This window comes from Raoultella sp., from assembly GCF_039594335.1.
Lineage (GTDB): Bacteria > Pseudomonadota > Gammaproteobacteria > Enterobacterales > Enterobacteriaceae > Klebsiella.
This window is the reverse complement of sequence record NZ_JBCNNS010000048.1, coordinates 1-21,779: the sequence shown is the minus strand read 5'-3', so window position 1 is coordinate 21,779 and position 21,779 is coordinate 1. Positions and strand designations below refer to the sequence as shown.

Here is a 21,779-nt window from a genome sequence, read left to right as displayed (position 1 = left end):
AGCATGGGAAGAATAGTGGCGCAGATTGTAGCGGAATTCTGCAGCCGTGTACCCTCTAGCTTAAAAAAAGGCGACAGATAACGCTAGTCCGGATGAAAAATGCCAATCACTTGTTCATCTTTGCGTACGTGCTCCTGCGCCTCTTTATCCACCTCACGCATCTGGTGACCACACTTAACACACTCAACAATATCGACATTATTCTCGCGCCACATTGCCAGAGAATCCTGCGCCTGACACGCCGGACATTTTGCGCCGGCAATAAAACGTTTACGCACTGCCATCATTATTTGACCCTTATTCAAACTCATCCCAACCGTCAAGCTGCCTGCTCTCTTTCTGCATCTCGCGCTGGAAAATCTCTTCCAGCTCCCGGCGAGCCTCCCGCAAGCGTGATATCTGCAGCGTATCCGTATTCACGGGCATTAACTCACGCAGCATTCGCATATCCAGACGACGGAAGTGCAGCTGCGCACGCTGCGCCTGATGAGGATGCATACCCAGAGTAATCAACGCCTTGCGCCCCAGCTCCAGCGCGCTGGAAAACGTTTCACGCGAAAACTGTTTCACGCCAGCCTTCAGCAATTCATGCGCCTCAACACGGCCCCGGGCGCGCGCAAGGATATTCAGATGCGGAAAGTGTTGCTGGCACATCTCCACCAACTTCATGGTATCTTCCGGCTCGTTACAGGTGATAACAATCGACTGTGCATCCTCCGCCCCTGCCGAGCGCAGTAGCTCCAACTGTGTCGCATCGCCAAAATAGACTTTATAGCCATATTTACGCATCAGGTTAACCGCACTGATATCACGCTCCAGCACGGTAATCCGCATTTTATTGGCCATCAGCAAACGACCAATAACCTGTCCGAAGCGACCAAAGCCGACAATAATCACCTGCGGTTTATCGTCCTCAACCCACGGCGCTTCATCTTCTTCTTCCGGCTGGTTAAAGCGTCGGGAGAGAATTTGATCGATAAGCGTCATCAGCAGCGGCGTCGTCATCATCGATAACGTGACCGTCACCAGCAGCAGCGCCATCTGATCGTTTTCGAACAGTCGCAGCGAGGCGGGCAGTGAGAACAGCACAAACGCAAACTCGCCCCCCTGGCTCAGCACTCCCGCAAACTGCATCCGTTCCGAGCTACGCACTCCGTATACCCGAGCCAGACCGTACAGCACGAGGCTTTTTACCACTACCAGCACGGCAACGCTTGCGGCCACCCACAGTAAGTGGGTGTAGAGCACCCCCAGATTTAATGCCATGCCGACGGAAATAAAGAACAGCCCGAGTAAAAGCCCTTTAAACGGCTCAATGGCGATCTCCAGCTCATGACGATACTCGCTTTCAGCCAGCAGAACGCCGGCAATAAAGGTACCGAGCGCCATAGACAGACCAAGCGCATCCATAAACAGGGCCGACCCCAGCACCAGCAGCAGCGTTGCGGCGGTAAAGACTTCCCGCACCCCGGAGCCGGCGATAAACCGAAAAACAGGCCGCAGCAGAAAACGGCCTCCAATCAGCATCCCACCGAAGGCCAGAACCTTCAACCCGACTGTCACCCAGTTAAAATGGTCATCACCCGAACCAGCCAGCAACGGGACCAGAGCCAGCGCAGGGATCACGGCCAGATCCTGAAACAGCAGCACGGAAAAACCCAGCTGTCCGGACTCGCTGCGACTCATGCCTTTCTCACGCATCAACTGCAGCGCCATTGCCGTGGACGACATTGCCAGGCCAATACCACCGACCACCGCTGCCTGCCAGGAAAACCCGGTCACCATCAGTAACCCACCGAGAATACCTGCGCTGAGCATGACCTGAGCCGCCCCGACGCCAAAGATGGAACTACGCAGGCGCCAGAGCTTATCCGGGTTGAGTTCAAGCCCGATAATAAACATCAGGAACACAACACCCAGTTCGGAAAAATGAAGAATTTCATCGACATCACTGATAAAACCCAGACCCCACGGGCCTATCGCAATCCCGGCCAGCAGATAACCTAATACCGCGCCGATACCCAATCGGGCGGCCAGGGGAACCGCCACCACGGCAGAAAACAGAAATAACACCCCCGCTAACAGCAGATCAGCTCCCGCCATTATTCCCTCCTGCCGTGATAGGGTTAGCCAGCCAGTCACGATACGCGCGCGCATGGTTTTTCAGGTCATCAGGCGATTGCCGGCGAGCCCAGTAGACAATAATCGGGCTCATCCAGTGCATCCGGCACATGCCGGCAGTCAGTTCAAATGGGCGCAGGATATCGTTCATGGGATAGCGATTTACATCACGTCGGTAGGCGCTCTCTGGCTCACCAGTAGTAATCACACTTCGCCAGTACTTTCCCGCAAGCTGGTTCCCTCCTGCGCCGCTGGCAAAGCCGCGAGTCAGCACCCTGTCCAGCCACTCCTTCAACAATGCCGGACAGCTCCACGTATAGAGCGGATGCTGGAAAACAATCACCTCATGCTGGCGCAACAGATCCTGTTCATGGGCAATATCGATAAAAAAATCTGGGTAGTGTGCATAGAGATCGTGCACGGTGACATTAGGCAACTGTAAAGTCGGTTCAAGTAATACCCGGTTGGCCACGGAATCCTGAGATTCTGGGTGGGCATACAGCAGCAAAACCTTCGCTGTCTGAGACATCATTCCCCTCCCGAACGTCTTCTGGTGGCCTGTACAACGGCTGCGTCCCGACGCAACCAGAATGACTTTGTGTATCATCTTCGTTTTGGGCTACCATTGCGGCCCGGTGGAGCAATTTGCTACCACATTACATTATCATAATGACAAACTAACATAGTCAGAACATACGGCGCCTTATGATTGTTTTCTCCTCGTTACAAATTCGTCGCGGCGTACGGGTCCTTCTGGACAACGCCACCGCTACCATCAATCCTGGCCAGAAGGTCGGCCTGGTGGGCAAAAACGGCTGCGGCAAATCCACGCTGCTAGCGCTTTTGAAAAACGAGATTAGCGCTGACGGCGGCAGTATGACCTTTCCGGGTAACTGGCAGCTGGCGTGGGTTAATCAGGAAACCCCTGCGCTGCCGCAGCCGGCCATTGATTATGTTATTGATGGCGATCGCGAATATCGCCAGTTCGAAGCCGATTTAAACCAGGCCAACGAGCGCAATGACGGCCACGCCATCGCAACAGTGCACGGTAAACTGGATGCCATTGATGCCTGGACCATCCGTTCGCGCGCCGCCAGCCTGCTGCACGGGCTGGGATTCAGTAATGAGCAGCTTGAAAGTCCGGTCAGCGACTTTTCCGGCGGTTGGCGTATGCGTCTGAACCTCGCGCAGGCGCTGATTTGTCGTTCCGATCTGCTGCTGCTCGATGAACCGACCAACCACCTCGATCTCGATGCGGTTATCTGGCTGGAGAAATGGCTGAAAGGCTACGCCGGCACCCTGATTCTGATCTCTCACGATCGTGACTTCCTGGATCCGATAGTCGATAAAATTATTCATATCGAACAGCAAACGATGTTCGAATACACCGGCAACTACAGCTCGTTTGAAGTGCAGCGCGCCACCCGCCTGTCACAGCAGCAGTCGATGTATGAAAGCCAGCAGCTGCGCGTCGCACATCTGCAAAGTTATATCGATCGCTTTCGCGCCAAGGCAACCAAGGCCAAGCAGGCGCAAAGCCGTATTAAAATGCTGGAGCGCATGGAGCTTATCGCGCCAGCTCACGTCGATAACCCGTTCCACTTTAGTTTCCGCGCACCGGAAAGCCTGCCAAACCCGCTGCTGAAAATGGAAAAAGTCAGCGCCGGTTACGGCGAGCGGGTGATTCTGGACTCGATCAAGCTAAACCTGGTGCCCGGTTCGCGTATTGGCCTGTTAGGGCGTAACGGTGCCGGTAAGTCGACGCTGATCAAGCTGCTGGCCGGTGAACTCCAGCCACTGCACGGCGAGATTGGCCTCGCTAAAGGCATTAAGCTCGGTTACTTCGCTCAGCATCAGCTGGAGTTTCTGCGCGCTGACGAATCCCCATTGCAGCACCTGGCTCGCCTGGCACCTCAGGAGACAGAGCAGAAGTTGCGCGACTATCTCGGTGGGTTTGGTTTCCAGAGCGATAAAGTTAACGAAGAGACGCAGCGTTTCTCCGGTGGTGAAAAAGCCCGTCTGGTGCTGGCATTAATCGTCTGGCAACGCCCTAACCTTCTGCTCCTCGATGAACCAACCAACCACCTCGATCTCGATATGCGTCAGGCCTTAACTGAAGCGCTGATTGATTTCGAAGGCGCGTTGGTTGTGGTTTCGCACGATCGCCACCTGATCCGCTCCACCACCGACGATCTCTATCTGGTGCATGACGGCAAAGTCGAGCAGTTCGATGGCGACCTGGAAGATTATCAGCAGTGGCTCAGCGACTCGCAGAAGCAGGAAAGTTCATCGTCTGACGTTGCGAAAGAGGGCGGTAACAGCGCACAAGCCCGCAAAGACCAGAAACGTCGTGAAGCGGAGTTACGCACGCTGACTCAGCCGCTGCGTAAAGAGATTACCCGCCTCGAAAAAGAGATGGATAAGCTCAATACGCAGCTCGCCCAGGCGGAAGAGAAGCTCGGCGACAGCGGGCTGTATGACGCCTCCCGCAAAGCGGAGCTGACCACCTGTCTGCAGCAGCAGGCCAGTGCAAAATCAGGCCTGGAAGAGTGTGAAATGGCCTGGCTGGAGGCACAGGAGCAGCTGGAGCAAATGCTGCAGGAAGGCTAAAACTGGTTATGTTAAAACAAGGAGCATAAACGCAACGGCGCCGCATTAGGGAAGCGCGCCGTGATGTGCCCCGGCGAAAAACCACAACACTCATCAGCGAAGAGACATTGCCATGGTAAAAAACACGTTCATCTCCCTCGCACTGCTTTGCGCCCTGACCCACTCCGCCTTTGCCGCCTACACCGCGAGCGAATTGAAGAATAAAGAAAACGTCATCGCTTTTTATAATAAAGCGCTGAACGACAAAGACTTTGACGCCGCAAAAACCTACCTCGGGAAGGAGTATATCCAGCATAATCCTGGCGCGCAGGATGGGCCCGAAGGCTTTCGTCAATTCATCGCCTTTCTGAAAGACAAATTCCCCGCCTCGCACAGCGAGATTAAACGCGTGATTGTCGACGGCGACTATGTCGTTCTGCACGTTGCGTCCACCGGCCGCGAGCCGGACGTCACCCGGGCGATTATCGATATTTTCCGCCTCGATGCGCATAACAAGATCGTTGAGCACTGGGATGTTATTCAGACGGTTCCGGAAAAAACCGCCAGTGGCAACAGCATGTTTTGAGCCAGCCTCACAGCCATTCGCACCAGGCAGTGGCTGTTTCCCCTTACAGCCTTCGCGGGCAGCGGCTCATCCTTACCCCGCAAGCAGTCATCATCCGGCTGCAATTTCGTGTAACCTATAGCACAGGCCGCAAGACCACATATTGGATAACCTGCGCACTTCATGCGCGGTATAATGTTTTATAAGATGATTAACTGCTCTGGTGCTATGGTTGAAATCACCCCCACAGAAATGACGCCCCCCGAAGACGACTCGCGCGAATTCCACCCTATGCGCGGTGTGGGCAATCGTCATCTGCAGACCATGTTGCCGCGTCTGATTCGCCGTAAGCTGGGATTCACGCCGCACTGGCAGCGCCTTGAACTCCCGGACGGTGATTTTGTCGATCTGGCGTGGAGTGAAGACCCCGCCGGGGCGCAACACAAACCGCGACTGGTCGTGTTCCACGGACTGGAGGGCAGCCTGCACAGCCCCTATGCTCACGGTCTTATCCATGCGGCCATGCAGCGCGGCTGGCTGGGCGTGGTAATGCATTTCCGCGGCTGTAGCGGCGAACCCAACCGTAATAACCGCATCTATCACTCGGGTGAAACCGAAGATGGCAGCTGGTTCCTGCACTGGCTACAACGCGAATGGGGTGCGGCGCCAACCGCCGCCGTCGGCTATTCGCTGGGCGGGAATATGCTGGGCTGCCTGCTGGCCAAAGAAGGCGATAATGTCCCGCTGGATGCTGCGGTTATCGTCTCGGCCCCGTTCATGCTCGAAGCCTGCAGCTATCATATGGACAAGGGCTTTTCCCGGGTCTATCAACGATATCTGCTCAATCTGTTAAAGGCCAACGCTGCGCGTAAGCTGAAAGCCTATCCCGGTTCGCTCCCGGTCGATCTGCGCCAGCTCAAAGGCATGCGCCGCATCCGCGAATTTGACGATATGATCACTGCCAGGATTCACGGGTTTGCGGATGCACTCGACTACTATCGCCAGTGCAGCGCCATGCCGCGACTCAGCGACATTACTAAACCGACGCTGATCATTCATGCGAAGGACGATCCTTTTATGGACCACCACTCCATTCCGCCGCAAGAACAGCTCCCGGCAAACGTCGAGTATCAGTTGACAGAAAATGGCGGACACGTCGGGTTCGTCGGCGGTACGCTGCGCAAGCCAGAAATGTGGCTGGAAAGGCGTATTCCGGACTGGTTAACCCGTTGGTTAGGAGCACAAAAATGATGATTCCCTGGCACGATTTGGATCCCGAAACGCTGGATAACCTAATCGAAAGCTTTGTGTTGCGTGAAGGCACCGATTATGGTGAACATGAACGCTCGCTGGCGGATAAAGTCGCCGACGTCAAACAACAATTGAAAAGCGGAGAAGCCGTACTGGTGTGGTCAGAACTGCACGAGACGGTCAACATCATGCCCCGCAAGCAGTTTCACGGCTAAGGCGGCGCCACACATCGTTTACTCTGGGAGTTGTTATGTCTGCCAAACATCCGGTGATTGCCGTCACGGGCTCCAGCGGCGCGGGAACCACGACCACCAGCCTCGCCTTTCGTAAAATTTTCGCTCAGCTAAACCTGCGTGCTGCTGAGGTGGAAGGCGACAGCTTCCATCGATATACCCGCCCGGAAATGGACATGGCGATCCGCAAAGCGCGCGATCAGGGAAAACACATCAGCTACTTCGGCCCGGAAGCCAACGACTTCGGACTGCTGGAAAACACCTTCCTTGAGTATGGGCGTAACGGTAGCGGCCAGTCGCGCAAATATCTGCATACCTATGATGAAGCGGTGCCGTGGAATCAGGTGCCGGGCACCTTCACGCCGTGGCAACCGCTACCGGAGCCGACCGATGTCCTGTTTTATGAAGGGCTGCACGGCGGGGTTGTCACGCCGCAATATAACGTCGCGCAGAATGTCGACCTGCTGGTCGGCGTGGTGCCTATCGTCAACCTGGAATGGATTCAGAAGCTCATCCGCGATACCAGCGAACGAGGCCACTCTCGTGAAGCGGTGATGGATTCCGTTGTCCGTTCAATGGAAGACTATATCAATTTCATCACGCCGCAGTTTTCGCGTACCCATATCAACTTCCAGCGCGTCCCCACTGTCGACACCTCCAACCCGTTTGCCGCAAAGGGCATCCCGTCATTGGATGAAAGCTTTGTGGTGATCCACTTCCGCAACCTGCGGGATATCGATTTTCCCTGGCTGCTGGCGATGCTGCAGGGCTCGTTTATCTCGCATATCAATACGCTGGTGGTGCCGGGCGGGAAAATGGGGCTGGCGATGGAGCTCATCATGACGCCGCTGGTGGAGCGCTTGATGGAAGGTAAAGCGATTTAAATGACCGGGTGGCGCGACGAGCGGTGTCAACCCGGTAAGCAGCGTGCCACCGGGTATCTGGGCATTACGCCTCCACTACCTCAAATGAGTGGGTGATATTCACCGCTTTTTGCAGCATCAGTGCCACCGAGCAGTATTTCTCCGCCGACAGATCCACCGCGCGGGAAACGGCAGCCTCTTTCAGCTCCTTGCCAGTCACGATAAAATGCATATTGATATGGGTAAACAGGCGCGGCGCCTCTTCCCGACGTTCAGACGTCAGCTTGACTTCACAGTTAGTCACGTCGTGGCGACCTTTCTGCAAAATAGACACGACATCGATCGCGCTGCATCCGCCCGCCGCCATCAGCACCATCTCCATTGGGCTTGGCGCTTTATCTCCGGAGTTGCCGTCCATCAGAATCTGGTGACCTGATGCGGACTCTCCGATGAAGGTTAACCCTTCAACCCATTTCACACGAGCTTGCATAAAATTTAACTCCAAGGTTGCAATTTTCCTGACAGATTACGCGTACATAACAATTCTCGCAACGGAAGGCGACCTGCATCATGCTGAAGCGAGACACCAGGAGACATGCGGCAAAAGCTATGCTAAAACAGTCAGGATGCTACAGTATTACATTGATGTACTGCATGTATGCAGAGGAGTTCACATTACAGGCTGAAGAAAAATCACCAGCCCGTTTCCCAGGCATAGGGAAACAATACGATTGCATGCCCGGATGCCGTGTAGTGTCGGCACCCGGAGATAGCTTATAACAGAGGATAACCGCGCATGGTGCTTGGCAAACCGCAAACAGACCCTACCCTCGAATGGTTCTTGTCTCATTGCCACATTCATAAGTACCCATCTAAAAGCACGCTGATCCACCAGGGTGAAAAAGCAGAAACGTTGTACTACATCGTCAAAGGCTCTGTGGCTGTGCTCATCAAGGATGAAGAAGGTAAAGAGATGATCCTCTCTTACCTCAACCAGGGCGATTTCATCGGTGAATTAGGCTTGTTTGAAGAAGGCCAGGAGCGTAGCGCCTGGGTACGTGCGAAAACCGCATGTGAAGTGGCCGAAATCTCCTACAAAAAATTCCGTCAGCTCATTCAGGTTAACCCGGATATCCTGATGCGCTTGTCATCGCAGATGGCTCGCCGTCTGCAGGTGACCTCAGAAAAAGTGGGTAACCTTGCCTTCCTCGACGTCACCGGGCGCATCGCTCAGACGTTGTTGAACCTGGCAAAACAGCCGGATGCGATGACCCATCCTGATGGTATGCAAATTAAAATTACCCGCCAGGAAATCGGTCAGATCGTGGGTTGTTCCCGCGAAACCGTTGGCCGTATCCTGAAGATGCTGGAAGATCAGAACCTGATCTCCGCACACGGCAAAACTATCGTCGTATACGGTACGCGTTAAGTCGATGAAACGGCGTGTTGCGCCCGCAATACGCCGTTTTTGTTTCCCCTCTATGTGGCGCAGGCTGATTTACCACCCGGAAGTCAACTATGCACTGCGGCAAACGCTGGTGTTGTGTTTGCCTGTCGCAATCGGCTTCCTCCTCGGTCACTTACAGCAAGGTCTGCTGTTCTCGCTAGTGCCCGCCTGCTGTAACGTCGCCGGTCTGGATACACCGCATAAACGCTTTTTTAAACGTCTGATTATTGGCGGTTCGCTGTTTGCCGGCTGTAGCCTGGTCGTCCAGCTTCTTCTTCAGCAGGATATCCCGCTGCCCTTGATCCTCAGCGGCCTGGCGCTGCTGCTCGGCGTAACGGCGGAGATCAGCTCTCTGCATGCCAGGCTTCTGCCCGCTTCGTTAATTGCCGCTATCTTTACCCTGAGCCTTGCCGGAAACATGCCCGTCTGGGAACCCCTGCTGATCTACGCCCTCGGGACGCTGTGGTACGGCCTGTTTAACTGGTTCTGGTTTTGGCTATGGCGCGAGCAGCCGTTGCGTGAATCGCTGAGCCTGCTCTATCGGGAGCTGGCTAACTATTGCGAAGCCAAATACAGCCTGTTGACCCAGCATATCGATCCCAGCACTTCTCTGCCGCCGTTGCTCACGCGCCAGCAGAAGGTGGTGGACCTGATCACCCAATGCTACCAGCAGATGCATATGCTGGCGGCGAACCAGCGCAATGACCACAAGCGCCTGCTGCGAGCGTTTCAGATGGCGCTGGATTTACAGGAACATATCTCCGTCAGCCTGCACCAACCCGAAGAAGTGCAAAAACTGGTTGAGCGCAGCCATGCCGAGGCGGTGATCCGCTGGAACGCACAAACCGTTGCCGCCCGCCTGAGGGTACTGGCTGATGACATTCTCTACCACCGCTATCCGCAACGCTTCCACATGGATAAGCAAATCGGCGCGCTAGAGAAAATTGCCTGGCAGCATCCCGACAACCCGGTAGGGCAGTTCTGCGCCTGGCACTTCAGCCGAATAGCCCGGGTACTGCGCACCCAGCGCCCGCTGTATGCTCGCGATCTGATGGCGGATAAAGAGCGCCGTCTGCCGTTGCTGCCCGCGCTAAAGAACTATCTCTCGTGGAAATCGCCGGCGTTACGTAACGCCGCACGTATCTGCGTGATGTTAACGGCCGCGAGCCTGATGGGAAGCACCCTGAACCTACCCAAGCCTTACTGGATCCTGATGACGGTGCTTTTTGTGACCCAAAACGGCTACGGCGCGACACGGGTACGTATTGTCCATCGGGCGGCAGGGACTCTTGCCGGTCTGGCCATCGCCGGCCTGGCATTGCACTTTCACGTCCCGGAGGGTTATACACTCTCGGCGATGCTGGTCGTCACGCTGCTGAGTTACCTGATTATTCGCAAACATTACGGCTGGGCGATGGTTGGCTTTACCGTGACGGCGGTGTATACCCTGCAGCTTCTGACGCTAAATGGCGAGCAGTATATTGTCGCCAGACTTATCGATACGCTTATTGGCTGCCTTATTGCGTTTGGCGGTATGGTCTGGCTATGGCCGCAATGGCAAAGCGGGCTACTGCGCAAGAATGCTCACGACGCGCTGGAAGCCGATCAGGAGGCGATCAGGCTGATTCTCAGCGACGATCATCAAGCCCCGGCGCTGGCCTATCGCCGGATGCGTGTCAACCAGGCACATAACTCACTGTATAACTCGCTGAATCAGGCCATGCAGGAACCCGGGTTTAACACACATTATCTTGATGATATGAAGCTATGGGTCACCCACAGCCAGTTTATTGTTGAGCATATCAACGCGATGACCACGCTGGCCCGCGAGCATACGATGCTAACGCCGGAACTGGCCCGACGCTATCTGGAATCTTGTGAGGTTGCGCTCCAGCGTTGCCAGCAGCGGCTGGATACCGACGGTCCCGGCAGCGCTGGCGATGTGAATATTATGGAGTCGCAGGATGTGGAGGTGAGCCGTGGCCCGTTAAGTACGATGGAGCAACATCTGCAGCGGATCCTTGATCATCTGAACACCATGCACACCATCTCCTCGGTGGCATGGCGTCAGCGCCCGCATCACGGCATCTGGTTACGCGCAATTAAGCGCTAAGCACCTGCTGTACCGCCTGCGCAAAGCGAGCCATGCCTTCGGCAATATCCTTCTCTTCAATAACCAGCGAAGGTACAAAGCGCATTACATCCGGCCCGGCATTAAGCACCATCACCCCCGCATCTGCCGCGGAATAAAGAAAATCGCGAGCCCGGCCTTTATGCTGCGGCTTCAGCTCCGCGCCAATCAACAGCCCCATACCGCGGATATCGCTGAACAGGTCAAACTGCGCGTCAATTTGCTGGAGATGCTGTACAAACAGCGCGCGCTTCGCATTCACTCCCTCCAGCACCTCCGGGGTATTGATCAGATCAAATGCTGCCCCGGCAACGGCGCAGGCCAGAGGGTTACCGCCGTAGGTCGAACCGTGGGAACCGGCGTGGAATGCGCTGGCAATATCGTTGGTGGTCAGTACAGCGCTGATCGGGAAGCCACCGCCCAGCGCTTTGGCACTGGTAAGAATATCCGGCGTCACGCCGTAGTGCATGTATGCAAACAGAGAACCGGTCCGCCCCATTCCACACTGAACTTCATCAAAGACCAGCAGCGCCTGATGCTCATCGCACAGTTCGCGTAGTCCTTTCAGAAACTCCGGCGTCGCCGCCATCACTCCGCCTTCTCCCTGAATCGGCTCTACGACCACCGCACAAGTATGATCGTCCATTACCGCTTTAACCGCATGCAGATCGTTAAACGGCACGTGGATAATGTCTGCCGGTTTCGGGCCGAAACCGTCAGAATATTTTGGCTGCCCGCCCACCGATACCGTGAACAGCGAACGGCCGTGGAAGGCATTGTGGAAGGCGATGATTTTGGTCTTATACGGGCTGTGACGGGTAATTGTATAGTGGCGCGCCAGCTTGAACGCCGTTTCATTCGCTTCGGTGCCCGAGTTCATGAACACCACACGCTCGGCGAAGGTGGCGTCCACCAGCTTGCGACCCAGATGCAGCGCAGGCTCGTTGGTAAAGACGTTGCTGGTATGCCACAAGGTTTCGCCCTGCTCATGCAGCGCCGCGACCAGAGACGGATGACAATGACCTAACGCCGTCACCGCAATCCCGCCCGCGAAATCAACGTACTCTTTGCCCTGCTGATCCCATACGCGGCTACCTTTACCTTTAACCGGGATGAATTCTGCAGGTGCATAAATCGGCAGAATAACTTCATCGAATGTGGCGCGGGTAATTACCGCTTGCTCAGTTGCCATGTCATGCCATCCTTCTTCGTTATGCGATCGTTATTTTGATAATCTACTCACAAAATATGCATAAAAAATCACTCAATGGCAACAACAAATCACCGATTGAGAAAGTTTGCCAGCAGCTGATGTCCCTGCTCGCTAAGAATACTCTCCGGGTGGAACTGTACCCCTTCGAGATCCCATTCCCGATGACGAATCGCCATAATCTCACCACTTTCGCTGCGGGCCGTTACCTCAAAGCATTCGGGAAGGGTCGCAGGATCAATCAGCAGAGAGTGGTAGCGAGTGACGGTCAGCGGATTATTCAGCCCCTGAAAGACCCCCTGCCCGTTATGATAGATGGGTGAAGTCTTGCCGTGCATCACTTTCGCCGCACGGACGATAGTGGCGCCAAAGACCTGGGCGATAGCCTGATGGCCAAGGCAAACGCCTAGCAGAGGAATTTGACCGGCATAATGTGCAATCACCGCCAGCGAAATACCTGACTCATTCGGCGTACAAGGTCCGGGAGAGATCACGATTTTCTCCGGCATCAACGCAGCTATCTCCTCAAGCGTAAGCTCATCATTACGCCTGACCAGCACTTCCGCCCCCAGTTCACAGAAGTACTGGTACAAGTTCCAGGTGAAAGAATCATAGTTGTCGATAAGCAGGATCATAGCGGCTCCGGAAAGAATAAAACCGGGCTATTCTACTCAGATTCTCACGCTTCGCTTACCACTTTGCGAAAGATCCGCTCAAGGGGTTCGGGATCGCCCATCGCCCCCAACTGGTTAGCCTGGCTCCAGGTATCGGGATTGATATCCCGCCAGTCGAGGACAAATCCGGCGTGAAGAGCCAACTGTTCAAAGAAAATCCGCTGAACCAGGCCGCTACCGACGCGAAACGGGTGCAGAACGTTAATTTCCCCATAGTACCAGCTCAGACGCGTGATAAACGTCGCGCGACTGATTCCGCTGAGATAGCCCTCTTCCTCCAGCGCCCGCATCAGCGCATTGCCCTCTTTCTCAATCCACGCAAAGTGACAGAAAGGAGTATCCCCCTGATAGATATCGACTTCTCTGAATTGCCCCGCCCAGTCGAAGATATCCTGATAGAGTTGATGATGAATAAAACAGAGGTAAGGCAGCCCACGGCCACGCGGTCCCAGCGGCAGCGTCGCCGCACGCAAGGAGGTGATTTCCCAGGCCGTTTGCTCCAGCCGCTGCGCCTGACGAATGCCGAGGCGGTTACGCATCACATCGAGCGCAGGGTAGAGGTAAGGGTCGCGATCGTCGCCATATTTACTGCTCATGGCGCCTCCTGATCTCGGCAAGACGCGCCAGCGCTTGTTCGGCAGTCAGCGTGACCAACGGGATCTCAGCCCCCTCCAGGCGACGGCTGGCCTGAAAGTTCACATTGCGTGTCTGTTCCCAGAGTTGAGATTTTTGCTTATCGGTGAGTGAACGCATGGTCGCCTCCCTTATCGTCCCCTGTTTGCCACAAGTATAAGCAGCAATTTCGGGTTACGCAGAGAGGCCGACGAGGCGCGGGCGATGTCACCCGCGTACAAAAAGGCTTATGGCAGCACTTTCGCTGAGAGGATGACGACAGGTTTGGACGGAACATTCTGATACGGTCCGACATTGTGCGTCTGAACCTGAGAAATCTTATCCGCCACGTCCATGCCTTTCACTACTTTGCCGAAGACCGCATAGCCAAAATCTCGCTGTCCGTGGTCAAGGAAGGCATTATCCGCAATGTTAATGAAGAACTGGCTGGTAGCACTGTCCTGATCGGCGGTACGCGCCATCGCGATAGTGCCGCGAGTATTGCGCAGACCGTTATCGGCTTCGTTTTTAATTGGCGGGTTCGGCTGCTTTTGCTGCATCTGTTCGTTGAAGCCGCCGCCCTGCACCATGAAGCCCGGAATCACGCGATGGAAGGTGGTGTTGTTATAGAAGCCGCTATTCACGTACTTCAGGAAGTTATCCACGGAAATCGGTGCTTTCTGGCTATTTAACTCCAGCTCAATATTGCCCGCAGAGGTCGTCAGCAATACACGAGGATCGCCCTTCGCTGCCATTGCCGGAGAGAAAGCTGAAATGGCGAAAACGGCAACCACCGCCGCCAGAGTTGATTTGAGCATGGGAATTCCTTAACGGAGCAGAATAAAAAGCAAGTGCTTTGATTCTAAAGAGCCTTTGTATCCTGGGCCAGCCTTTTACCTAATTTTACGTAGCTGAAATAGTTGTTACGACGCACGCATTGACCAGTACGACAAATAAAAGCGATCTGCGTCACACAAATCAATGCAAAAACAATTTAATTGCATAATAAACGTTTGCTTACATCACTCGAATGAATAAAATCTGTCCGCCCTGGCGCAGTCAATGCGCTTTACATTTCTATTCACAGGCCAGTCATGACTAACAGCAATCGTATCAAGCTCACATGGATCAGCTTCTTTTCCTACGCCCTCACTGGCGCGCTGGTGATCGTCACCGGAATGGTGATGGGAAATATCGCCGATTATTTCCATCTGCCCGTCTCCAGTATGAGCAACACCTTTACTTTCCTTAACGCCGGTATCCTGATATCTATCTTCCTGAATGCCTGGCTGATGGAAATTGTGCCGCTGAAAACCCAACTGCGTTTTGGCTTTATTCTGATGGTACTGGCCGTTGCCGGACTGATGTTTAGCCACAGCCTGGCCCTGTTCTCCGCATCCATGTTCGTTCTGGGGTTGGTCAGCGGAATTACCATGTCGATCGGGACCTTCCTGATCACCCACATGTATGAAGGCCGCCAGCGTGGGGCGCGTCTGCTGTTTACCGACTCCTTCTTCAGCATGGCGGGGATGATCTTCCCGATGGTCGCCGCATTCCTGTTGGCCCGCAGCATCGAGTGGTACTGGGTTTATGCCTGCATTGGTCTGGTCTACGTTGCCATCTTTATTCTGACCTTCGGCTGTGAGTTCCCGGTTCTCGGCAAAAAAGCGCAGCAGGACAATCCGTCGGTAGTGAAAGAAAAGTGGGGCGTCGGTGTGCTGTTCCTCGCGATTGCGGCGCTGTGCTATATCCTCGGTCAGCTGGGCTTTATCTCCTGGGTACCGGAATATGCCAAGACCCTGGGTATGAGCCTGGCCGATGGCGGTAAGCTGGTGAGTGATTTCTGGATGTCGTACATGATTGGTATGTGGTCATTCAGCTTCATTCTGCGCTTCTTCGACCTGCAGCGCATCCTGACCGTACTGGCTGGCCTCGCCACCGTGCTGATGGACCTGTTCATCAACGGTTCACCGGAGCATATGCCGTGGTTTATTCTGACCCTCGGCTTCTTCTCCAGCGCGATTTACACCTCGCTTATTACGCTGGGCTCGCTACAAACCAAAGTCGCATCGCCGAAACTGGTGAACTTTGTACTGACCTGCGGCACCATCGGCACAATGCTGACCTTCGTGGTGACCGGTCCGATTGTGGCTGCCAGCGGTCCGCTGGCAGCGCTGCACACCGCTAACGGCCTCTACGCCGTCGTCTTTGTGATGTGCTTAATCCTTGGCTTCGTCTCCCGCCACCGCCAGCACAACGCGGCAGCGGCTTCCCACTAAGCCTTTGCCGGCCCCTTTGCGTCAGCGAAGGGGCTGTTTCGGCTAAAGAACAGCTCCTCTCCACCTCTGTCGGTCTGGATCCAGGTCTGTGCCAGTTGCGTTGTGGCAATGACCCGTCCCTGACGAATCGACCAGCGAACCGGCACCTGGCAGCGAACCGCCTCAAAGCCATTCTCCGCTGGCAGAATAATCAGATTCGCCGGATTGCCCGACACAATGCCGTAATCGTGCAAACCAAAGGTACGGGCGCTGTTGTCGGTAATCAGCTTCAAGCCATCGTTAATCTGCTGATAGCCCATCAGTTGACAGACATGCAATCCCATATGCAGTACCTGCAGCATATTGCCAGTACCCAGCGGGTACCACGGGTCGAAGACATCATCGTGACCGAAACAAACGTTAATGCCCGCCGCCATCAGCTCCTTCACCCGAGTGATGCCGCGGCGCTTTGGATAATCGTCAAAGCGCCCCTGGAGGTGAATATTTACCAGCGGGTTAGCGACAAAGTTGATTCCCGAGAGCTTCAGTAACCGGAACAACCGCGAAGTGTAGGCGCCGTTATAGGAGTGCATCGCGGTGGTATGACTGGCCGTAACCCGTGGACCAATACCCTCTTTCAACGCCAGCGCCGCCACCGTTTCGACAAACCGCGACTGCTCATCATCAATTTCATCACAGTGAATATCAAGCGGACGCTGATACTGTTGCGCCAGACGGAACGCAATATGCAGCGATTCCACGCCATACTCGCGGGTAAACTCAAAGTGCGGAATAGCGCCGACCACATCGGCCCCGAGCCGCAGGGCCTCCTCCAGCAAGGCCTCACCATTGGGGTAAGATAAGATCCCCTCCTGGGGGAAGGCGACTATCTGCAAATCGATCCATGGCGCTACCTCCTGCTTTACTTCCAGCATCGCCTTTAATGCCGTCAGCGTCGGGTCAGACACGTCAACGTGCGTCCGGACAAATTGTATCCCGTTGGCGATTTGCCATTTCAGCGTCTTCCACGCCCGGGCCTTGACATCTTCGTGACTCAACAACGCCTTACGTTCCGCCCAGCGCTCAATCCCCTCAAACAGCGTCCCGGACTGATTCCAGTTTGGCTCGCCGGCAGTTTGGGTGGTATCGAGATGGATATGCGGTTCAATAAATGGCGGAATCGCGAGCCCGCCGCGGGCGTTGAGTACCTCATAACTTTCGCTGCGCGCATCGCCCATCGGGGTAATATCACCAAAACAGCCTTTATCTATCGCTATCTGCCATAGCCCTTCGCGGTCAGGCAAACGTACGTTCTCAATCAACCAAAGCGGAACTGCTGTCATCTTGATGACTCCCGTGAATATTGCCGATTTTTCGCCCAACCCATGAACATTCTCCCGTGTCCATTTTGTACACAAAAGCAACAAAAAGGAAAAGCCTGAGTTTTCCACTACTTATAAAAATCCAGTAAAATCATAGCTATACCCATTAAGTGGTAGGCACTGGCGATCTTGATTTGTGTCAATGAGTGCACTGGCTGAATCGTTAAGGTAGGCGGTAATAGAAAAGAAATCGAGGCCAAAATGAGCAAAGTCAGAATCGCTATTATCGGTAACGGCATGGTTGGCCATCGCTTTATCGAAGAGCTTCTTGATAAGGCGCCTGCCGGACAGTTCGACATTACCGTGTTCTGTGAAGAACCCCGTATCGCTTACGACCGCGTCCACCTGTCGTCTTACTTCTCCCATCACACCGCCGAAGAACTCTCGCTGGTCCGTGAAGGTTTTTACGAGAAACATGGCGTTAAAGTCCTGGTCGGTGAACGCGCTATTACCATTAACCGCCAGGAGAAAGTGATTCACTCCAGCGCGGGACGCACTGTATTTTACGACAAGCTGGTGATGGCGACGGGCTCCTATCCGTGGATCCCGCCAATCAAAGGTGCGGACACTCAGGACTGCTTTGTGTACCGCACCATTGAAGATCTGAACGCGATTGAATCCTGCGCGCGTCGCAGCAAACGCGGCGCCGTCCTCGGCGGCGGCCTGTTGGGCCTGGAAGCCGCCGGCGCGCTGAAGAACCTCGGCGTGGAAACCCACGTCATCGAATTTGCTCCCATGCTGATGGCCGAACAGCTGGATAGTATGGGCGGCGAGCAGCTCAAGCGTAAAATCGAAAGTATGGGCGTGAAGGTCCATACCTGCAAAAACACCAAAGAGATTGTCCAGCAGGGCAGCGAAGCCCGGAAAACCATGCAGTTCGCCGATGGCAGCGAGCTGCAGGTCGATTTTATCGTCTTCTCCACCGGTATTCGTCCACGCGACAAGCTGGCAACCCAGTGCGGTCTGGCCGTGGCGCAGCGCGGCGGTATCGTGGTCAATGACACCTGCCAGACCTCCGATCCGGATATCTATGCAATCGGCGAATGCGCCAGCTGGAACAACCGCGTCTTCGGTCTGGTGGCGCCGGGTTATAAAATGGCCCAAGTGACCGTCGACCATCTCCTCGGCAACGACAACCGTTTTATCGGGGCTGATCTCAGCGCCAAACTGAAGCTGCTGGGCGTTGACGTGGGCGGCATCGGCGATGCGCATGGCCGCACCCCTGGCGCCCGCAGCTACGTCTATCTTGATGAAAGCAAAGAAGTCTATAAACGATTGATCGTCAGCGAAAACAATAAAACCCTGCTTGGCGCGGTGCTGGTTGGTGACACCAGCGATTATGGCAATCTGCTGCAACTGGTGCTGAACGACATTGAATTACCGGAAAACCCGGATTCGTTGATTCTGCCAGCACACGCAAGCAGCGGTAAGCCGTCAATCGGCGTCGATAAGCTGCCGGACAGCGCGCAAATCTGTTCCTGCTTCGACGTCACCAAAGGGATGCTGATTTCCGCTATCAACAAAGGCTGCCATACTGTCGCCGCGCTGAAAGCCGAAACCAAAGCCGGTACCGGCTGCGGCGGCTGTATTCCGCTGGTGACCCAGGTACTCAACGCGGAACTGGCGAAACAGGGGATCGAAGTGAGCCACAATCTGTGTGAACACTTTGCCTACTCCCGCCAGGAACTGTTCCACCTGATTCGCGTAGAAGGCATTAAAACCTTCGAAGAGCTGCTGGCGAAACACGGAAAAGGCTACGGCTGCGAAGTGTGTAAACCGACCGTTGGCTCTCTGTTGGCCTCCTGCTGGAATGAGTACATCCTCAAGCCTCAGCATACGCCGCTTCAGGATACTAACGACAACTTCCTCGCTAATATCCAGAAGGATGGGACCTATTCGGTTATCCCGCGCTCTGCCGGTGGAGAAATCACCCCGGAAGGTCTGGTGGCGGTGGGACGTATCGCCCGTGAATTTAACCTCTACACCAAGATCACCGGCTCCCAGCGTATCGGCCTGTTCGGCGCGCAAAAAGACGATCTGCCGGAAATCTGGCGTCAACTGATCGACGCGGGCTTCGAAACCGGCCACGCGTATGCCAAAGCGCTGCGTATGGCGAAAACCTGCGTTGGCAGCACCTGGTGCCGCTACGGCGTCGGCGACAGTGTGGGCTTCGGAGTCGAACTGGAAAACCGCTACAAAGGGATTCGTACGCCGCACAAAGTGAAGTTTGGCGTCTCCGGCTGTACCCGTGAATGTGCGGAAGCACAGGGTAAAGACGTGGGGATTATCGCCACCGAGAAGGGCTGGAATTTATATGTCTGCGGCAATGGCGGGATGAAGCCGCGCCACGCCGACCTGCTGGCCGCCGATCTTGACCGCGAAACGCTGCTCTGCTATCTCGATCGCTTTATGATGTTCTATATCCGCACCGCCGATAAGCTGACGCGTACCGCGCCGTGGTTAGACAACATGGAAGGCGGCATCGACTACCTGCGTAGCGTCATTATCGACGACAAGCTGGGTCTGAACTCCCATCTGGAAGAAGAGCTGGCGCGTCTGCGTGCCGTGGTCGCCTGCGAGTGGACCGAGACGGTCAACAACCCGGCGGCTCAAACCCGCTTCAAACACTTTATCAACAGCAACCAGCACGACCCGAATGTACAGGTTGTACCAGAACGCGAGCAGCACCGTCCGGCAACGCCATATGAGCGTATCCCGGTCACGCTGGTGGAGGAAAACACATGAGCCAGTGGGTAAACATCTGCAAGATTGACGATATTCTGCCTGCAACCGGCGTCTGCGCGCTGCTGGGCCAGCAACAGGTCGCTCTGTTCCGGCCTTACCATGACGATCGGGTCTATGCGATCAGCAATATCGACCCGTTCTTCAACGCCAGCGTGCTGTCGCGAGGTATCATTGCTGAACACGAGGGGGAGCTTTGGGTCGCCAGCCCATTGAAGAAACAGCGCTTCCGCCTGCGCGACGGCCTGTGCATGGAAGATGAAAACCACTCTATTGCGTATTTCGACGCGCGCGTAAAAGACGGCAACGTTCAGTTGAAGGCATGATGCCCTGAGGTTCCCGCCGGGGCGCGGCGGGAACCATATTTTCTTCTTATGCCAACTAAGCGGTAGACGCCCGAAAAATCGTATATTGTGCCCACCCTCTGCTGCTATGCTACGACCGCTTACCCTCTCCCACTGCTTTGCTGCGAGGATGTTCCGTGGATCACTTACCTATTTTCTGTCAGTTGCGCGACCGCGACTGCTTACTGGTCGGCGGCGGTGATGTTGCCGAACGCAAGGCACGCCTGCTGCTCGATGCCGGCGCCAGAGTAACGGTCAACGCACTGGCGTTCTCGCCGCAGTTCCATGTGTGGGCTGATTCGCAGATGCTGAGCCTGGTGCAAACGCCGTTTAACCCAGCGCTTCTCGACACCTGCTGGCTGACCATCGCCGCTACCGACGATGAGGAGGTCAATCAGCAGGTCAGAGACGCCGCAGAGGCGCGGCGCATATTCTGTAACGTGGTGGATGCACCGCAGCAGGCCAGCTTTATTATGCCGTCGATCATTGATCGCTCGCCGCTGATGGTCGCCGTCTCCTCTGGCGGTACCTCACCGGTGCTGGCGCGACTGCTGCGGGAAAAACTGGAGTCGATTCTGCCGCTCCATTTAGGCCAGTTGGCGCACTATGCCGGCCAGCTGCGTTCACGGGTGAAAAAACAATTTGCAACGGTCGGCGAACGTCGACGTTTCTGGGAAAAGTTGTTCGTCAACGACCGTCTGGCGCAATCGCTGGCCAATGAGGACCGCCAGGCCGTTGCTGATACTACCGAGCAGCTGCTAACGGAGCCGCTGGATCACCGTGGCGAAGTGGTGCTGGTCGGTGCCGGCCCCGGCGACGCAGGGCTGCTGACCCTCAAAGGGCTCCAGCAGATTCAGCAGGCTGACGTCGTGGTGTATGACCGTCTGGTCTCCGACGACATTATGAATCTGGTACGTCGCGACGCCGATCGGATTTTCGTTGGCAAACGCGCGGGCTATCACTGCGTACCGCAGGAAGAGATTAACCAGATCCTGTTGCGCGAAGCGCAGAACGGACGTCGTGTGGTGCGCCTGAAAGGCGGCGATCCCTTTATTTTTGGCCGCGGCGGCGAAGAGCTGGAAACCCTGTGCAACGCCGGAATCCCCTTCTCGGTGGTGCCAGGTATTACCGCGGCTTCAGGTTGTTCTGCCTATTCTGGTATCCCGTTGACCCATCGCGATTTCGCCCAAGGGGTCCGCCTGATCACCGGCCATCTGAAGACAGGCGGCGAGCTGGATTGGGAAAACCTGGCGATAGAGAAACAGACACTGGTGTTTTATATGGGACTAAACCAGGCCTCTGCTATCAGAGAGAACCTGATTGCTCACGGCATGGCGGCGGATATGCCCGCGGCTAT

The 21,779-nt window shown here is 55.3% G+C and carries 21 protein-coding genes; 11 read left to right on the top strand and 10 right to left on the bottom strand.

Going from position 1 to position 21,779, the window contains the following annotated elements:
• Positions 1-83 precede the first annotated feature (83 nt).
• From ACZAHD_RS10845 to kefG, 3 genes are read right to left on the bottom strand one after another with little or no spacing between them, the layout of a single operon-like run.
• Positions 84-284: a YheV family putative zinc ribbon protein gene (locus ACZAHD_RS10845; RefSeq protein ID WP_306125065.1), complete on the bottom strand. Its 201-nt coding sequence runs from the start codon at positions 282-284 to the stop codon at positions 84-86.
• A gap of 13 nt (positions 285-297) precedes the next feature.
• A complete protein-coding gene (gene kefB / locus ACZAHD_RS10840) occupies positions 298-2,103 on the bottom strand; it encodes a glutathione-regulated potassium-efflux system protein KefB (RefSeq protein ID WP_462456774.1) in 1,806 nt (601 codons plus the stop codon).
• Positions 2,090-2,653: a glutathione-regulated potassium-efflux system ancillary protein KefG gene (gene kefG / locus ACZAHD_RS10835; RefSeq protein ID WP_462456773.1), complete on the bottom strand. Its 564-nt coding sequence runs from the start codon at positions 2,651-2,653 to the stop codon at positions 2,090-2,092. Before kefG ends, kefB begins: the two co-directional genes overlap by 14 nt.
• Before the next feature lie 173 nt (positions 2,654-2,826).
• Between kefG and ACZAHD_RS10830 the strand changes: the two genes are divergently transcribed.
• The 5 genes from ACZAHD_RS10830 (at position 2,827) to ACZAHD_RS10810 (ending at position 7,643) form a co-directional block, all read left to right on the top strand.
• Entirely contained in the window at positions 2,827-4,731 is a 1,905-nt protein-coding gene (locus ACZAHD_RS10830; protein ID WP_462456772.1) for an ABC transporter ATP-binding protein, read from the top strand.
• A 112-nt stretch (positions 4,732-4,843) separates the two neighbouring features.
• Positions 4,844-5,296: a nuclear transport factor 2 family protein gene (locus ACZAHD_RS10825; RefSeq protein ID WP_462456771.1), complete on the top strand. Its 453-nt coding sequence runs from the start codon at positions 4,844-4,846 to the stop codon at positions 5,294-5,296.
• Positions 5,297-5,503: 207 nt separating this feature from the next.
• A complete protein-coding gene (locus ACZAHD_RS10820; protein ID WP_462456770.1) occupies positions 5,504-6,526 on the top strand; it encodes a hydrolase in 1,023 nt (340 codons plus the stop codon).
• Entirely contained in the window at positions 6,523-6,741 is a 219-nt protein-coding gene (locus ACZAHD_RS10815) for a YheU family protein (protein ID WP_434649961.1), read from the top strand. The genes ACZAHD_RS10820 and ACZAHD_RS10815 overlap by 4 nt, the downstream gene beginning before the upstream one ends.
• Positions 6,742-6,776: 35 nt before the next feature.
• Positions 6,777-7,643 carry a phosphoribulokinase gene (locus tag ACZAHD_RS10810; RefSeq protein WP_100684409.1) on the top strand — a complete coding sequence of 289 codons (867 nt, stop codon included), beginning with the start codon at positions 6,777-6,779 and terminating at the stop codon, positions 7,641-7,643.
• Between the two features lie 64 nt (positions 7,644-7,707).
• Here ACZAHD_RS10810 and ACZAHD_RS10805 read toward each other — a convergent pair whose 3' ends face one another.
• Positions 7,708-8,112: an OsmC family protein gene (locus tag ACZAHD_RS10805; protein ID WP_462456769.1), complete on the bottom strand. Its 405-nt coding sequence runs from the start codon at positions 8,110-8,112 to the stop codon at positions 7,708-7,710.
• Positions 8,113-8,418: 306 nt separating this feature from the next.
• Between ACZAHD_RS10805 and crp the strand changes: the two genes are divergently transcribed.
• Complete coding sequence (gene crp, locus ACZAHD_RS10800; RefSeq protein ID WP_000242758.1) at positions 8,419-9,051, top strand: cAMP-activated global transcriptional regulator CRP; 633 nt, start codon at positions 8,419-8,421, stop codon at positions 9,049-9,051.
• 52 nt (positions 9,052-9,103) lie between these two features.
• Positions 9,104-11,182, top strand: coding sequence for a YccS/YhfK family putative transporter (locus ACZAHD_RS10795; protein ID WP_462456781.1), 2,079 nt, complete (start codon positions 9,104-9,106; stop codon positions 11,180-11,182).
• Here the strand turns inward: ACZAHD_RS10795 and argD are convergent.
• From argD to ppiA, 5 genes are all read right to left on the bottom strand, one after another.
• Positions 11,172-12,392 (bottom strand): bifunctional acetylornithine/succinyldiaminopimelate transaminase, encoded by a 1,221-nt coding sequence (gene argD, locus ACZAHD_RS10790; RefSeq protein WP_462456768.1) that lies wholly within the window; start codon positions 12,390-12,392, stop codon positions 11,172-11,174. The genes ACZAHD_RS10795 and argD overlap by 11 nt on opposite strands.
• A gap of 89 nt (positions 12,393-12,481) precedes the next feature.
• The gene (gene pabA / locus ACZAHD_RS10785; RefSeq protein ID WP_462456767.1) at positions 12,482-13,045 is read right to left on the bottom strand and encodes an aminodeoxychorismate synthase component 2; all 564 of its coding nucleotides are present in this window, start codon (positions 13,043-13,045) and stop codon (positions 12,482-12,484) included.
• Between the two features lie 44 nt (positions 13,046-13,089).
• On the bottom strand, positions 13,090-13,680 hold the full coding sequence (locus ACZAHD_RS10780; protein WP_462456766.1) for a putative adenosine monophosphate-protein transferase Fic: 591 nt from the start codon (positions 13,678-13,680) through the stop codon (positions 13,090-13,092).
• A complete protein-coding gene (locus ACZAHD_RS10775; RefSeq protein ID WP_462456765.1) occupies positions 13,670-13,837 on the bottom strand; it encodes a YhfG family protein in 168 nt (55 codons plus the stop codon). The genes ACZAHD_RS10780 and ACZAHD_RS10775 overlap by 11 nt, the downstream gene beginning before the upstream one ends.
• 107 nt (positions 13,838-13,944) lie before the next feature.
• Complete coding sequence (gene ppiA, locus ACZAHD_RS10770) at positions 13,945-14,514, bottom strand: peptidylprolyl isomerase A (RefSeq protein ID WP_462456764.1); 570 nt, start codon at positions 14,512-14,514, stop codon at positions 13,945-13,947.
• Positions 14,515-14,790: 276 nt separating this feature from the next.
• Here ppiA and tsgA point away from each other — a divergent pair, with 276 nt between their 5' ends.
• Positions 14,791-15,975, top strand: coding sequence for an MFS transporter TsgA (tsgA, locus tag ACZAHD_RS10765; protein WP_462456763.1), 1,185 nt, complete (start codon positions 14,791-14,793; stop codon positions 15,973-15,975).
• Here tsgA and ACZAHD_RS10760 read toward each other — a convergent pair.
• Positions 15,972-17,297 carry a cytosine deaminase gene (locus tag ACZAHD_RS10760; RefSeq protein WP_462456762.1) on the bottom strand — a complete coding sequence of 442 codons (1,326 nt, stop codon included), beginning with the start codon at positions 17,295-17,297 and terminating at the stop codon, positions 15,972-15,974. The two genes, tsgA and ACZAHD_RS10760, sit on opposite strands and share 4 nt — an antisense overlap.
• Positions 17,298-17,537: 240 nt before the next feature.
• Here ACZAHD_RS10760 and nirB point away from each other — a divergent pair, with 240 nt between their 5' ends.
• From nirB to cysG, 3 genes are all read left to right on the top strand, one after another.
• Positions 17,538-20,081: a nitrite reductase large subunit NirB gene (nirB, locus tag ACZAHD_RS10755; RefSeq protein ID WP_462456761.1), complete on the top strand. Its 2,544-nt coding sequence runs from the start codon at positions 17,538-17,540 to the stop codon at positions 20,079-20,081.
• Positions 20,078-20,404 carry a nitrite reductase small subunit NirD gene (nirD, locus tag ACZAHD_RS10750; protein ID WP_462456760.1) on the top strand — a complete coding sequence of 109 codons (327 nt, stop codon included), beginning with the start codon at positions 20,078-20,080 and terminating at the stop codon, positions 20,402-20,404. The genes nirB and nirD overlap by 4 nt, the downstream gene beginning before the upstream one ends.
• A 155-nt stretch (positions 20,405-20,559) precedes the next feature.
• Positions 20,560-21,779 (top strand): siroheme synthase CysG (cysG, locus tag ACZAHD_RS10745; RefSeq protein ID WP_462456759.1); only part of this gene is annotated, 1,220 nt, incomplete at its 3' end.

Coding starts and splice junctions, on each gene's coding strand:
- ACZAHD_RS10845 (WP_306125065.1), bottom strand. CDS start 284: ATGGCAGTGCGTAAACGTTTTATTGCCGGCGCAAAATGTCCGGCGTGT.
- kefB (WP_462456774.1), bottom strand. CDS start 2,103: ATGGCGGGAGCTGATCTGCTGTTAGCGGGGGTGTTATTTCTGTTTTCT.
- kefG (WP_462456773.1), bottom strand. CDS start 2,653: ATGATGTCTCAGACAGCGAAGGTTTTGCTGCTGTATGCCCACCCAGAA.
- ACZAHD_RS10830 (WP_462456772.1), top strand. CDS start 2,827: ATGATTGTTTTCTCCTCGTTACAAATTCGTCGCGGCGTACGGGTCCTT.
- ACZAHD_RS10825 (WP_462456771.1), top strand. CDS start 4,844: ATGGTAAAAAACACGTTCATCTCCCTCGCACTGCTTTGCGCCCTGACC.
- ACZAHD_RS10820 (WP_462456770.1), top strand. CDS start 5,504: ATGGTTGAAATCACCCCCACAGAAATGACGCCCCCCGAAGACGACTCG.
- ACZAHD_RS10815 (WP_434649961.1), top strand. CDS start 6,523: ATGATGATTCCCTGGCACGATTTGGATCCCGAAACGCTGGATAACCTA.
- ACZAHD_RS10810 (WP_100684409.1), top strand. CDS start 6,777: ATGTCTGCCAAACATCCGGTGATTGCCGTCACGGGCTCCAGCGGCGCG.
- ACZAHD_RS10805 (WP_462456769.1), bottom strand. CDS start 8,112: ATGCAAGCTCGTGTGAAATGGGTTGAAGGGTTAACCTTCATCGGAGAG.
- crp (WP_000242758.1), top strand. CDS start 8,419: ATGGTGCTTGGCAAACCGCAAACAGACCCTACCCTCGAATGGTTCTTG.
- ACZAHD_RS10795 (WP_462456781.1), top strand. CDS start 9,104: ATGTGGCGCAGGCTGATTTACCACCCGGAAGTCAACTATGCACTGCGG.
- argD (WP_462456768.1), bottom strand. CDS start 12,392: ATGGCAACTGAGCAAGCGGTAATTACCCGCGCCACATTCGATGAAGTT.
- pabA (WP_462456767.1), bottom strand. CDS start 13,045: ATGATCCTGCTTATCGACAACTATGATTCTTTCACCTGGAACTTGTAC.
- ACZAHD_RS10780 (WP_462456766.1), bottom strand. CDS start 13,680: ATGAGCAGTAAATATGGCGACGATCGCGACCCTTACCTCTACCCTGCG.
- ACZAHD_RS10775 (WP_462456765.1), bottom strand. CDS start 13,837: ATGCGTTCACTCACCGATAAGCAAAAATCTCAACTCTGGGAACAGACA.
- ppiA (WP_462456764.1), bottom strand. CDS start 14,514: ATGCTCAAATCAACTCTGGCGGCGGTGGTTGCCGTTTTCGCCATTTCA.
- tsgA (WP_462456763.1), top strand. CDS start 14,791: ATGACTAACAGCAATCGTATCAAGCTCACATGGATCAGCTTCTTTTCC.
- ACZAHD_RS10760 (WP_462456762.1), bottom strand. CDS start 17,297: ATGACAGCAGTTCCGCTTTGGTTGATTGAGAACGTACGTTTGCCTGAC.
- nirB (WP_462456761.1), top strand. CDS start 17,538: ATGAGCAAAGTCAGAATCGCTATTATCGGTAACGGCATGGTTGGCCAT.
- nirD (WP_462456760.1), top strand. CDS start 20,078: ATGAGCCAGTGGGTAAACATCTGCAAGATTGACGATATTCTGCCTGCA.